The sequence below is a fragment of the Variovorax sp. GW531-E2 genome, from assembly GCF_059423125.1.
In genome coordinates this window covers 1-13,075 of record NZ_JBWKXQ010000076.1, presented here as the reverse complement: position 1 = coordinate 13,075, position 13,075 = coordinate 1, and the positions used below count along the sequence as shown (strand labels likewise).

General features: G+C 66.0%; 8 protein-coding genes and 1 pseudogene. 3 read left to right on the top strand and 6 right to left on the bottom strand.

The features are described 5' to 3' along the window. Positions 1-25: 25 nt before the first annotated feature. Both AC07XP_RS28880 and AC07XP_RS28875 read right to left on the bottom strand, forming a co-directional pair. Complete coding sequence (locus AC07XP_RS28880) at positions 26-1,612, bottom strand: WD40/YVTN/BNR-like repeat-containing protein (protein ID WP_495266593.1); 1,587 nt, start codon at positions 1,610-1,612, stop codon at positions 26-28. A gap of 3 nt (positions 1,613-1,615) precedes the next feature. Beyond that, positions 1,616-2,842 (bottom strand): TonB C-terminal domain-containing protein, encoded by a 1,227-nt coding sequence (locus AC07XP_RS28875; RefSeq protein WP_495266592.1) that lies wholly within the window; start codon positions 2,840-2,842, stop codon positions 1,616-1,618. Between the two features lie 185 nt (positions 2,843-3,027). Between AC07XP_RS28875 and AC07XP_RS28870 the strand changes: the two genes are divergently transcribed. Continuing rightward, entirely contained in the window at positions 3,028-3,498 is a 471-nt protein-coding gene (locus AC07XP_RS28870) for a hypothetical protein (RefSeq protein WP_062479847.1), read from the top strand. A 56-nt stretch (positions 3,499-3,554) separates the two neighbouring features. Here the strand turns inward: AC07XP_RS28870 and AC07XP_RS28865 are convergent, their stop codons facing one another. Genes AC07XP_RS28865 through AC07XP_RS28850 form a run of 4 tightly spaced genes read right to left on the bottom strand, consistent with a single transcriptional unit; the run spans position 3,555 to position 11,045 of the window. Next, positions 3,555-4,400, bottom strand: coding sequence for a fumarylacetoacetate hydrolase family protein (locus AC07XP_RS28865; RefSeq protein ID WP_495266591.1), 846 nt, complete (start codon positions 4,398-4,400; stop codon positions 3,555-3,557). 29 nt (positions 4,401-4,429) lie between these two features. After that, positions 4,430-5,461, bottom strand: coding sequence for a TRAP transporter substrate-binding protein (locus AC07XP_RS28860; RefSeq protein WP_495266590.1), 1,032 nt, complete (start codon positions 5,459-5,461; stop codon positions 4,430-4,432). Between the two features lie 38 nt (positions 5,462-5,499). After that, positions 5,500-6,252, bottom strand: a complete 753-nt coding sequence (gene cnbZ / locus AC07XP_RS28855) for a 2-amino-5-chloromuconate deaminase CnbZ (RefSeq protein WP_159275397.1) — start codon at positions 6,250-6,252, stop codon at positions 5,500-5,502. A gap of 56 nt (positions 6,253-6,308) precedes the next feature. Further along, the gene (locus AC07XP_RS28850; protein ID WP_495266589.1) at positions 6,309-11,045 is read right to left on the bottom strand and encodes an Ig-like domain-containing protein; all 4,737 of its coding nucleotides are present in this window, start codon (positions 11,043-11,045) and stop codon (positions 6,309-6,311) included. A 228-nt stretch (positions 11,046-11,273) separates the two neighbouring features. On the opposite strand from AC07XP_RS28850, the gene AC07XP_RS28845 reads away from it, so the two are divergent. Both AC07XP_RS28845 and AC07XP_RS28840 read left to right on the top strand, forming a co-directional pair. Next, positions 11,274-12,854 (top strand): ABC transporter substrate-binding protein, encoded by a 1,581-nt coding sequence (locus AC07XP_RS28845; RefSeq protein WP_495266588.1) that lies wholly within the window; start codon positions 11,274-11,276, stop codon positions 12,852-12,854. Between the two features lie 9 nt (positions 12,855-12,863). Then, positions 12,864-13,075: pseudogene (locus tag AC07XP_RS28840) on the top strand (ABC transporter permease); the annotation flags it as partial.

Genomic DNA, 13,075 nt, shown 5'->3' with positions numbered 1-13,075 from the left:
GCGCGCAGGCAGACGGCAACCTGCCCTAGTTGTCCTTCACGATCTTCCAGCTCTTCCCCTCATCCGCGGATCGGACGATGGCGTTGTCGGGCAGAAACGCCAGCAGTGAACCATCGGCCCGGTCCACCATCATCTGGCGGACGGCATAAGCGCCTGTCAGCCCAGGTGAACTGCCGGTATGCGACCAGCTCTTTCCGCCATCGCGCGTCGTCATCAACCCGAGTGGTCCAGGGAGCAAACCGGGCGCGATGGGTGCAACGGCGTAAGCGGTTTGCGCATCCTTGAACGCAATCGCGACCACGAACCGGCTGGTATCCAGATCGGCCCATGTCTTGCCCGTGTCCTTCGAGAGCAGCGTGGTCTTGGTCATGAGCACGGTCTGAGAAATCAATGTGCCGTCGGGCAGCGCGTTCACATCGATCGTCGACTGACCATTGCTCGTTCGCGTGATGGACTTGCCGTCCGTGATGTGCAGGTCTCCGTTGGGCATCATGACGCCGGCTGCATCCGGAAGGCTGACGGTCATCGTTCGCATCCACGGCACATTGATCGAGCGGGTGTCTGAAAACTCACCCAGCTTGCGCCACTTGCCGCTGTCGACGTCTTCGGCGACATAGGTCGACCAGAGCCCCTCGCGGCGCGAGAAGACAACCAGGCTGCCGTCGCGCAAGGGATGTGCCAGTTGTATGAGGCCGGTATCGGGAGGGATCAAGCTCTTCCAGGTGCGCCCTTCGTCAACCGAATGACGCAACAGCCCCTCTTCACCGGCGGCAAGGATGCCACCGCGAAACGGCCGCACCGACAGCACTTCGCGCCAGCTTCCGACATCCAGTTCCTTCCATCGGGTCTCGCCGGCCTTGCGCCACAGCACCTTGCCGACCTTGCTGCCGGCCATGAACTCCCCATCGGCTGTTTGCGCGAGCCCGTTCCAAAGCGACGCGCTTCGCTTGACCTCGGAGGCCAATGCCGCGCGCCGCTCGAGGTCGATGGTGGGAAGGAAGCTGTGCGTGGGGTGGCCCTGGGTCTGCGCAGCCAGTGCGGGATAGAGCGTCTCGAACGTTTGTCGCAGCTCTGCCTCCGGCGGCACATAGGCCACCACGAAACGGGTACCCATCCGGGGCTGTATCAGGAGCGTGCCCAGCAAGGTGACTTCGCCTTTCACCACATCGAAGCTGCCGAATTTCGCGTCGATGGGAAAGGTGTAGGTCACGTTGCCGCGATTGCCTCCGGCCGTCTTGATCACGTACCGGCCTGGAATCACCATGCCACTGAAAACCGCCGTGGTGTAAGTGGCATGCCGGGTGCGAACCAGGGTGACTAGGTCACGCCCGGTCTGCTTCTCACCCGCCGCCAGTACGCGCTCCAGGTGCAGTATCGAGAGGGTTTCGGCGGGATCGTTTTCGCCTGGGCTGTTCGTGATGAGCTTCACGACCACGGCGCCTTCCTGCCCCGTCAATGTCTGCTGGGGCGCAATAGGTGCCGTGGTACAGGCCGCAAGCGCCGCCAACGCGGCAGCGAGGACGAAGTGGTGGAACACGCGTTGAAGCAGCGAAGGACTCGATCTCACAGGTTTTTCCTTGTTGTCATGTTCAGGGGAAGACAGTCGGCCCATCACTCAGTGCAATGGCCGCATGCGAAGCACGAAGACTGGTGGCACCCGCCCGTTCACGTCGAGTGGCAGGCGCTCTGTCTTCAACACCCCGCGAAGGGCCGCCGCATCCCAGTCCGGAAAGCCGCTGGGTTTCTCCACGATGGCACCGAGCACCCGGCCATCGGGCGCCAGCTGTGCGTTGATATCGACCGCGGGGTTTCCGGTCAGCAGCGAAACGTCGAAGACGATGTTCGGTCGTATGGCCTTGGCGACGCGCTCCGCCCAACTCAACTCGCTGTCCGCCTTGACGGCGGGTCTTGCAGGCAACCCCAGCCGCCGACGTGCAAGTGCTGCCTCGGCCTGATTGGCGAGCGCCAACAACCTGGCCTTGCAGGCCGCGCCTGCGTGCTTTTCCCAGCCTTCTTCAAGCAGTTGCTCGGGCGGTGTCTGGATGGGCAGAGGAACGAAAAGAGCAGCCTCGGATGGACACGCCTTGACCAATTGCATGGCCGCCGCTGCGGGCTCCCGCATGCCTGAAGCGGCCTCCTGCAACCAGACGGTCGGCGTCGAGGTTTCCAGCGACACGTAGGTCAGGAACTTCCGGTCGGGCAGCCACAGCGGCATCAACAGAGGCTTCGGTGAACTCAGCGCAGCCTGCTCATTGGCACCGTCGCTGTCGCTGATCGACATGACATAGCGCGTGCCCTTGAGGCTGATCTTGATGCGCCTGTCGAGGAAACTGCCTTTGACGCCAGTCAGCTTCTCCTGGGCGAAGTTCGCAATCGCATGCGCAACGAGGCGTCGATCTTCAACAGGTTGATCGAACTGCAACCCGCCGAGCTCCTGGCGCGCGACGACATCCCATATCCGGACCTGCGCGAGCAACCGGCCGTCCGGGCGAATCTCGACGCGTCCACCTATCGCGGCGCTCGCGCCACGCGCCCGCCAAGAAGCCCAATCGGGCATGTCGAAAGCGCCCAGCTTCGCTCCGCTGGCGTCGAATGTTCCGATGGATGTTCCGCCTCGCCGAAGGTCTGCCCGCAGCACCTCCACGAACAGGTTCGCCGTCTCGGCATCGCCATAGAAAGACCCGATGCCGAGCCTGATGGGCGACACCACCGAGGCATCGCCGGAAGGGATGGCCGCAGGCGTTGTGCACGCGGCAGCACCGATACCCAGAAAAATTGCGGCCGCCAACAGGCGGCCCCATCGGCATGCCATCGTGCAGACAGCCGGTGCATCTCCTCCCATGCGCTTCTTCCCCTCGTTGCTTTTTTGTTGCGAGCGGGCTCAAGCCCCTCCGCCGAAGAACATACATTCCGCAACAATCAAAAGCAAGCTCGGGTCTTCATCCACCGTGGCGCGTCATCGCAGCGTGCGCGTTCTGCGCTAGCCTGCGGCCTCCTCCATCCGCAAGAGAAAGGCCAAGACGCACCATGGGACTGTTCGATTTCCTGAAGAAGAAAAAGCAGCCGGAAGTGGACATGCCGTCGACGCTCGAGGCCGGCATGGCCTCGCAGGCGGAAGACTTCATCGGCGCCTTCTCGCAACCCGGCGCGCCCATCGACAGCGCGGCGCTCGACTACTCCGAAGCCTCGCTGGTCCTGGTCGATCAGGTGCTCGAAGACTTCTTCCAGCAGCAGGCGCCCTTGCCCGACGACCTGCACTTCCTGGCCTCGGCCTACGTGTTCGAAACCGCACGCCGCGAGTTCGGCGGACGCTATCTGCGCGGCGACGACGACAACCCCTTCGTCCTCGTGATCGGCCCCGACAGCGCACAGGTCGGCGTCTGCGCGATGGCCAAGGTGCGCGGGCGGGCCGTCAACGGGCCGGAAGACAGCCTGGCGTTCTTCTACGCCGGCATCGCGCCCGTGGTGCAGCGCGGCGTGAGCGCCACGCTGGTCTGACACAGCGGCAGCAGCGGGCGCCTCACGGCCCGCTGCCACCCCCTGCCACCTCCCCTTCAATCGAACTGCGTGGCAACCTGCCGCTGCGTGCCCAACCCTTCGATGCCCAACGTGACGACATCGCCGCGCTTGAGGTAGACCGGCGGCTTGAACCCCATGCCCACGCCGGGCGGGGTTCCGGTGGAAATGATGTCCCCCGGGCGCAGGCTCATGAACTGCGAGAGGTACGCGATCAGGTAGCGCACGCCGTAGACCATGGTGGCCGTGGAGCCGCTCTGGCGCCGCACGCCGTTGACCTCCAGCCACATGTCCAGCTGCTGCGGGTCGGGCACTTCATCGGGTGTCACGAGCCAGGGCCCGATCGGTCCGAAGGTGTCGGCCGACTTGCCCTTGGTCCACTGGCCCTGGCGTTCGGTTTGAAAGGCGCGCTCCGACACGTCGTTGATCAGGCAGTAGCCCGCGACGTGGTCCATCGCGTCCGCCTCGTTGACGTACTTCGCGGTCTTGCCGATCACCACGCCCAGCTCCACCTCCCAATCGGTCTTGGTGGAACCGCGCGGAATCTCGAGCGCGTCGTTCGGTCCGCCGATCGCCGAGGTCGCCTTCAGGAAAACGATGGGCTCGGGCGGCACCGTGGCGCCCGTCTCGGCCGCGTGGTCCGAGTAGTTGAGCCCGATGCAGATGAACTTGCCCGAGCCGGCCACGCAGGCGCCGATCCGCGGGGAGCCCTCCACCAGCGGAAGGCTCTGCGGGTCCAGCGCGGCGAGGCGCGCCAGGCCGGAAGGCAACAGCACCTCGTGTGCGATGTCGTTCACGTGCATGGAGAGGTCGCGCAAGCGGCCTTCTGCGTCGAGCATCGCCGGCTTTTCCTGGCCGACGGCCCCGTAACGCAACAGCTTCATTCGTCATTCCTTGGTGGTTGATTGGCTGGCTATCTGGCGGCGCTGCCGCGCGCCTTGCCAAGCTCGGAGAACAGTTCCTGGGTCAGCGCCGGATCGATCTGCCTGACATGCTTGTCCGTGACCGGCGCGAGCTTCTCGCGCAGGCGCTCGCGCTCGGCGGCGGGGAACTCGGTCAACACCATGCCCTGGCCCTTCAGGAACTCGGCGGCCCTGGCGTTGACGTCGCGGTTGGCGGCGCGCTGGAAGGGCTGCGTCTCCCGGGCCGCATCGAGAAGGATCTTGCGTTCGTCGTCCGACAGCTGCTCCCACCGCTTCTTGCTGAACAGCAGCACGACGGGGTTGAACACGTGCCGCGTGTTGGAGCCGTACTTCTGGATCTCGTAGTACTTCGAGGCTTCCACCAGCGAGTACGGATTTTCCTGGCCGTCGACGGCCTTCTGCTCCAGCGCGGTGTAGACCTCGGGCAGCGGCAGCGGCGACGGGTTGGCGCCCAGCGCGCGGAAGGCATCGATCATCACGGGGATCTGCATCACGCGCAGCTTCAGGCCCTGCAGGTCTTCCATCTTCGCCACCGGCCGCCGGCTGTTGGTGACGTTGCGAAAGCCGTGCTCGAAGTACGTGAGGCCGATCAGCCCCTTCTCGGGCAGCTTGTCCAGCAGCTTGCGGCCGACCGGGCCATCGAGCACGAAGTCGGCTTCCTTCTCGTTGTTGAACAGGAACGGCAGGTCGAACAGCGAGAACTCCCGGGCCATGCCCGAGAGCAGGCCCGGGATCGCCATCGTCATTTCCACCGTGCCGCCCTGCAGCGAGGCGATGACCGAGGCATCGCCGCCGAGCACGCCCGAGGGAAAGAGCTTCACCTTCATCTTGCCGCCGCTCTTCTTCTCGACGATCTCCGAGAAGCGCTGCGCCCCCATGCCCTGCGGATGCTCCTTCTGGTTCACGAAGGCGAACTTGAAGGTGCGCTCCTGGATGTTCTGCGCAGCGGCGAGGCCGGCCGCCAGGAACGCGCTCAGGACAAGGCAGGTGGCGGCCAGGCGATGCGGCAATTTCTTGGGCATGGGCATCTCGGTGAGAAGGTGTGGCGACCCGCGCGCAATCAGACCGCGACGCGTTCGAACTGGACGCTGCGGCAGTCCATCTCGTACTCGAGATCGACCACGGGCGGGCGGTTGTAGTGCCAGGTCAGCCCGTGCCGCGCGGCACCGCGCTTGACGATCTCGTCGGCAATGAAGGGATGGATGTCGTGCACCGTGTACAGCTGCGAGCCCGTGGTGCTGGCCCAGGTGAAGCCCAGCGACGCCAGGCGGCGTTCCATTTCGTCAAGCACCCACTGCGCCTTCTTCAGGATGGCGGGCGGCGAGGTGTCGCCCAGGCGCACGGCATGGTCGCGGTAGTGCCCCTTGCCTTCCGGTGCTTCGGCGCTGCCGGCCACCACGAACGACGCCGCCGCCTCGGCGTCGGGCACGGTGTAGCTGAACGCATGGAACGAGGGCTCCGACGGCGGCGACAGCGCGGGGCACACGTTGCTTCGCGCGACCGGATTCAGGTCGCCGATGAAGATGCCCCACTCCTTCAACGTGCCCACGTAGAGGTTGTTGAACTCGACGAAGCCCTGTTCGGTGAACGGTGCCGGGGACCGCAGTTCGCACGCGCAGAAGGCGGCCAGCGGACGCGAGGCCTCCTCCAGGATTTCCTTGATGCGCGCAAAGCCCTGCTTCAGGGGCAGGGGCTCCAGGAAGCGCACGCGCTCGATGCGAAACCCAGGTTCGGCGGCCACGCCAGCCGAGTACTGCTGGACGCCCGGAATGAACCGATAGCCGCCTGGGAGGGAGAGTTGGAGTGCCGACACGTGATTTCCTTTTTTGGAGAGCGAGAGAAAAAAAGAGAGAGAACGGGCAGAAGAGCTCAGGGAATCTGGCTCCAGCGCTGGTTGGCCCCGCCATGGCAGGCGTAGGTGGACAGCGCCGTGCCCTGCGTGGTGGTCGAGCCGGGCACATCGAGGCACGCACCCGAAGACACCCGGTTGCGCAGCGTCGCCCCGACCACGCTCCATTGCGTGGCCGCGCCCGCCGTGCACGCCAGCTGCACCACCGGGCCGCCGCCGGCATTGGTGTTGCCTTGTGCCAGGCACAGGCCGCTGTGCTTCGCGACGAACTGGCTGTAGCCGCCGCTGCTGTTGACGGTGAAGGTCTCGTTGGCGCCGTTGCCGCAGGCCCACTGCACCACCGTGGCGCCGCTGGCCGTCGAGCCGCCCGACACGTTGACGCACAGGTTGTTGCTCTCCGAGCGGATGCGCGTGTCGATCGCCGGTGCGGTGTCGAACGACTTCACGTATTCGCCCAGTGCCAGCAGGTCGGCCGCCGGCAGGCCCGAGGCATTGCCGTGGCCGCCCGCGAGCACGTCCTGCAGCGTGGCCTTCTGGCCGTTGTGGAAGAAGCTCGGGTTGCTCCAGGTGCCGTAGAGCGTCGGGGTGTCGAAGCCCACGCCGGCCAGCGGCTGGTTGCTGCCCTTGCCCGACGAGAGCTGGATCGTGCCCACGTCGTGCCGCAGCCCGTCGCGCAGGCTGCCCGCCGTGTGGCAGGTCGCGCACTGGGCCGTGTTGAACACGGTCTGGCCGCGCACCGCGTCCACGCTGAGGTTGCCGTCCGCCGCGCGGGTCGGGCTGCGCATGTACTTGTTCAGCGAGTTCAGGTAGGCCGCGAGATCGTCGAGCTGCGCGTTGCGGCCCGCCTTCGGCACGCCGAGCGGGTCGCCCGTGGCCGAGAAGTCGGCGTTGGTCAGGAAGCCCGTGCCGCCGAACTCGTTGCGGATGTCGTGCTCGAAGTCCTGCACCTCGTCGAAGTTGGCGGTCCAGTGCAGCTTGCCGTGGCCCGTGCCGCGACGGCCCTGCAGGCTGATGGTGCGGCGCAGGCCCTCGCCGCGCTGCGTGAAGTCCCACACCATGCCGTCGTCGCTGCCATCGGCATGGCAGCTCGCGCAGGACATGTAGTTGTTCATGCTCATGCGCCGGTCGGACGCGTTGTAGAACACCTGCTTGCCGCGCAGAGCCGCGGCCGCCATCGGCTCCTGCGCCACGGTGGTCACGTTCTGCAGGAAGGCCGGGGCGGCCGACTCCGAGGACAGCACCTGCGCCACGTCGTGCACCGACACCGAGCGCGCCAGGAAGTTGTTGACGTACAGCCGCTTGCGCGCCGCATCGAGGTACAGGCCGTGCGGCGCGCTGCTGGCGTTGATCTCGCCGCGCACCGAGCGGTTGTAGGCATCGACGATGGCGATGCGGTTGCCTTCCATCTGCGCCACGAAGATGTAGTCGCCGGCCGGCGAGTACAGCGCGGCGCGCGCGGGGGCGCGGTCGTTGAAGTCGAGCTGTTCGCTGAACACTTCCGCCGCCGTCTGCAGGTTCACCTGCGACAGGATGGAGCGCACCGTCTTGTCGTGCTCCAGCGGCAGGCCGTCGCGGAAGGTGCCGCGCACGATGTTGTCCTTCTTCGAAGGCAGCAGCGCCCGCGCGCCGTCGGGCGAGATCACCACCTGGCTCAGGTAGTTGGGCACGCCGCGCGAGGCGGCCTCGGTGTCGACCGTCGTCGTATCGACCGCCAGTGCGATGGTGGTGGCGCTGCTGAAGCTCTGCAGGTTCACCTTGTGCAGCTGACCGCCTGTCATCTTCGACTTGAAGCGCGTCACGTAGGCCGATTGCGAACCCGCATCGACCGCGATGCCGCGCAGGCTGCCTTCCAGGGCGAGCGTGCCGGTGGCGGCGCCGGTGGTCGGGTCGAAGCTGACGAGGGCCGACTTGCTTTCCAGCGTCAGCAGGCCCTTGGTGCCGTTGGGCGTGAAGACGACGCCGTACGGGCCGCTGCCGTAGGCCAGTGGCACCGTCGTCGACAGCGTGCCGTCGGCTGCGTTGAGCGCCACCAGCTTGTCCTCGCCCTGCACCGTGACCCAGATGCGGCCGTCGGGGCCCACGGCCAGCGTCTTCGGTTCGTCGCCCACGCGCACTTCCCAGCGCTTGGCGAAGGTCTGCGCGTCGATGGCGGCCACCGTGCCGCTGTCGGGGTTCACCGAATACACCGCGTTCGCATCGCCCGCGATGTTGGTCGTGTGCGTCGGCGCCGCCGCCGTGACGGGTGCGATCACCGTGAGGTTGTAGGTGTAGAAGGTCTCCTGGCCGTTCGCGGCCTTCACCGTCAGCGTCACGGTGTAGTGGCCGGGGCTGCTGTAGGTGTGCGTGACGCCGGGCTGCGAGGCGTACGCGCTCTGCGTGCCGTCGCCGAAGTTCCAGCGGAACTGCGCGCCGGTGGCACCGAGCGTGGCCGGGTTGAAGTTCAGCTGGCCGTTGACGATCTTCGGTGCGCCCACAATGCCGGGATCGCCGATCACGGCCTGCGCCCGCAGCGCCGCCACGTCGGTGTCGCCGAGCACGCGGCCGTACACGCGCACCTCGGCCAGCGTGCCCTTGAAGAGTGCGGCGTTGCCCTGGATCTGCCCCATGAGCTGGAACTTGTTCGTCAGGCCCTTGGTGCCAGTGGGGCCGGTCGACGTGGTCTTCACGCCATCGACGTACACCGCCTGCGCACCCGAGGCCGCGTCGCGCGTGAGCACGACGTGGTGCCAGTTGCCGTCGTTCACGGCGCTTTGCGAGCGCGTGCCCGCGTGGTCGCCCACCGACAGCTTGATGTTGCCGGTGCTGTCGAGCCAGCCCCAGAACACGTCGTCGACGCCCGGCGACTGGTCGCGCCCGAAGATGCCGGGCGCGGTCCACGAGTTCGCACCGCCGGCCTGCGTGGTCTTCATGTAGAAGCTCAGCGAGGCGGTGCCGCCCAGCGTGGTGGACACGCTGTCGTTCTTCAGCTGCACGCCCGTGGTGCGGTTCGCGAAGTTCAGGCCGATGCTCTCGAACGCGTCGCCGGTGGCGGGCGTGCCGTTGTTGGCGCTGATCTGGTCACCCAGGTTGCCGGTCAGCGCCCAGTGGTGCATCAGGTTGATGTCGTTGGCATTGCCGGTGTTGAAGGTCGAGCGGTAGTCGGCCGCGATGGCGTTGCCCGCATAGTCCTTCAGGCCGTTGGCCGGCAGGAACACTTCATAGCTCGTGCCCGGCTGCAGCGGCTGCGCGGGGTGGAAATTGACGATGCCCAATTGCACGCTGTAGGTGCCCGCGAGCGTGTTGCCGCCGACCGGGCGCACGATGAAGGTGTTGGCGTTCACGCTCTCCGGGCGGATGCTGTCGGTCATGCCCAGGCCGATGCGCGAGGTGAGCGCCTGTTGCTTCGCACCGTTCACGGGCGAGACCTGCTTCACTTCGGGCTTGGTGGTGTCGGGGTCCACCGCATGCACGATGAAGCCGCTGCCCGAGCCGTGGTCGTTGCCGACGTAGATCAGGTTGCCGAACGGCGACACCTGGCCATGGTCGGAGCTCGAGAAATCGGGGTGCGTCGTCGCGAAGAGCCCGCCGCGCCCGACTTCGACGTGGTTGAGCGGGTTGCTCACATCGACCTTGTGGATGTAGTTCTGCGCGCCCTGGAACACGAAGTTGTCCTGCGTGCTGCAGTACAGCTGCTGGTTGATCACCAGCCGGTTGTCCTCGGCCACGAAGCGCGAGCGGTCGCTCAGGTCGTAGCCGTACATCTTGCCGCCGCTCTCCTGTGCGGAGGCGTAGACCTTCTTGCCGTCGAAGCAGGTGGAGTAGTAGCTGGCGGTGGACCCGGAGACGGTGTCGAGCACCTTGGGATTCAGCGGGTCCGAGATGTCCAGGCTGGCGAAGCCGCTGGTGTTGGTCATGGACGTCAGCACCATGTGGTTGCCCATGGTGAAGATCGGCCCCACGCGAAAGCCGCCGAGCTCGCCCGTCGGTATCGGGTTGGGCTTGCCGGCGCCACGGTTCGCGAGCACTGCGTTCGCGGGGTCGGTGGCGTCGATGACGAACACGCCCTGCTCCGCCGCCGCCACGTACAGGTAGGGCGCCTGCCACCACAGCTGCCAGCTCACGTTGTTGTAGTCGCCCTTGTTGACGTTGGGCAGCACCAGCTTCTTCACTTGCTTGACGTCGTTGATGTCGGTGAAGTCCCAGAACTCCACGCCGAAGACGCTGGGCACGGCGACGTACTGCTTGCCGCCGATGCTGGCGATGCCGATGGAATGCGGCTCCCTCAGTTCCTTGGTGCGGCCGTCCGGCTCGTAGATGCGCTTGACGAGCCGCAGGTTGCGCGGATCGGAGACGTCGTAGAGCAGGAAGCCCCCGGGGCCCAGGCCGCCGTCGGGCGTGAACGTCGTCAGGAAATAGCCGTTGATCATGAGGCCCACGTTCTGGCCGTAGTGGTACTTGGTGTACCCGGCGGTGGGGTGCGTCACGCTGCCCCCGGGGATCTTCGGCACGTCGGCGCCGGTGCCGGCCCCGACGCCGGTGTCGACCTCCTCCTTGATCATCGAGATGGGCTTGAACAGCTCGGCCTGCGTGTAGGTCAGGTTGCCCAGTCCGGGTCCCTGCAGCGGCAAGGGATCGGCCACCAGGTCAGCGGCCGCGGAGGCCATGCTGGAGGCAGCCTTCCTGATCGTGTCGAGGGGGTTCACCCCGGTGATCGCCGCATGCGTCAGCAACGCACAGCCGAACAGAAAACCTACCGCAAGAACTTTCTTGGTGCTCATTTTCATCCTCGCAAATTCGATCGGACGCCATCTTTCGGTGGGAAAAGATTCGACCGGAATCTAGCAGCGGATGCGTGCGCGAACGGCATTGAATTTCGAAGGGAGAGTTCGAATATTTAGATCATTGCTCAGGGTAAATGGTGATGTTTTGGCATAGGTTGTGCTTCAAAGTTCGGACCTGAAAAAAGTGAATTCATTGCCCACCGATCGCCCATGAAGGAACACCCCATGTCTCACGCCGGTCTTGTTGTCCAGCGCCTGCCTCGCCTGTCCAAGCGCAGCCTGCTGAGCGCTTCGCTGCTCGCGGTGCTGTGCACCACGCTGCCCCACCATCCAGCGCATGCGCAGGGCCCGCGCAACTTCGCCACGCTGGCGATGGTGGCCGAGCCGCAGACGCTCGACCCGATGGCCTCCACGGCCGACCTGGTCGGAACCATCATGCAGCACGTGTACGAGACGCTCTACACCTTCGATGCCAAGTGGAACGTGGTGCCGATGCTGGCCGAGGGCATGCCCAAGATCTCGGCCGACGGCAAGACCTACGCCATCACGCTGCGCAAGGGCGTGGCGCTGCACAACGGGCGCGAGCTCACGGCCGACGACGTGGTGGCCAGCCTGCAGCGCTGGATGGACCAGTCGCCGCGCGGCAAGGCCGTGGGCAAGGAGATCGAGAGCCTCAAGGCCAAGGGTCCGCTGGGCGTGGAGATCGTGCTGAAGGCGCCGTATGCGCCGCTGCTGTCGCAGCTGGCGCTGCCCAGCAATGGCACCGCCGCGATGATGGCCAAGGAATCGATGGCCTCGCCGCTGAAAGACTTCGTCGGCACCGGCCCCTACAAGTTCAAGGAACGCCGCCCCGACCAGTTCGTGCTGCTCACGCGCTTCGACAAATACGCCGCGCGCAAGGAGCCCGCGAGCGGCTATGGCGGCAAGCGCGAAGCGGTCATCGAAGAACTGCGCTTCGTGCCCGTGCCCAACGCCAGCACCCGCGTCGAGGGCGCGCTGGCCGGCCAGTACGACTTTGCCGACCTGCTGCCGGTGGAAGCGCTGCCGCGCCTGGAGAAGGCCGGCGGCAAGACACTGCCGATCATCACGCCCGCTTTCGGTTTTCCGCTGGTGGTCTTCAACACCAAGGAAGGCCCGCTCGCCAGCCAGGCCGTGCGGCAGGCCCTGCAGACGGCGATGGGCCAGGGCGAGATGCTCGCGGCCGGCTTCGGCGACACGCGCTTCTTCACCGCGGAAGCAAACCACTTTCCCAAGAGTTCGCCGTTCTACTCGGCGGCGGGCACCGACCAGTACAACCAGCGCAACGCCACCAAGGCGAAAGACGCCGCCGCCAAGGCTGGCTACAAGGGCGAGCCGATCCGCGTGCTCACCAGCCGCCAGTACGACTTCCACTACAACATGTCGCTCCTGATGGCCGAGCAGCTCAAGCGCGCCGGCTTCAAGGTCGACCTCAACGTGGTCGACTGGGCCACGCTCACCCAGCGCCGCAACGACCCGCGGCTGTGGGAAATCTTCATCACCCATTCGGGGCTGTTCCCCGAGCCCATGCTGTCGCCACCGCAACTGGGCGACGGTGCACCAGGCTGGTGGGACTCGCCCGCCAAGAAGGCCTCGCTCAGTGCGTTCAACACCGAGAGCGACCCAGCCAAGCGCGGCGCGCTGTGGGGCAAGGTGCAGCAGGTGGTGTACGACGAGGTGCCGTACATCAGCGTCGGCAAGTTCAACGCCCTCTCGGCCAAGAGCCCGGCACTGGACAACTACCAACCCACGAACTGGCCCTTCTTCTGGAATGTGAAGATCAAGTAGGAGGCGCGCTTGTTCCGTTTCATTGCCTCGCGCTTCGCCGGCATGCTCGTCGTGCTGTCCCTGGTGGCCGTGCTGGTCTTCGTGCTCACACGCGCCGCCTCGGGCGACCCGATCTCGGTGCTGCTGGGCGACCAGGCCACCGCCGCCGACATCGCCCGCGTGCAGAAGGACTACGGCCTGGATAAACCCCTGCCCGTGCAGTTCGGCTACTGGCTGCGCGA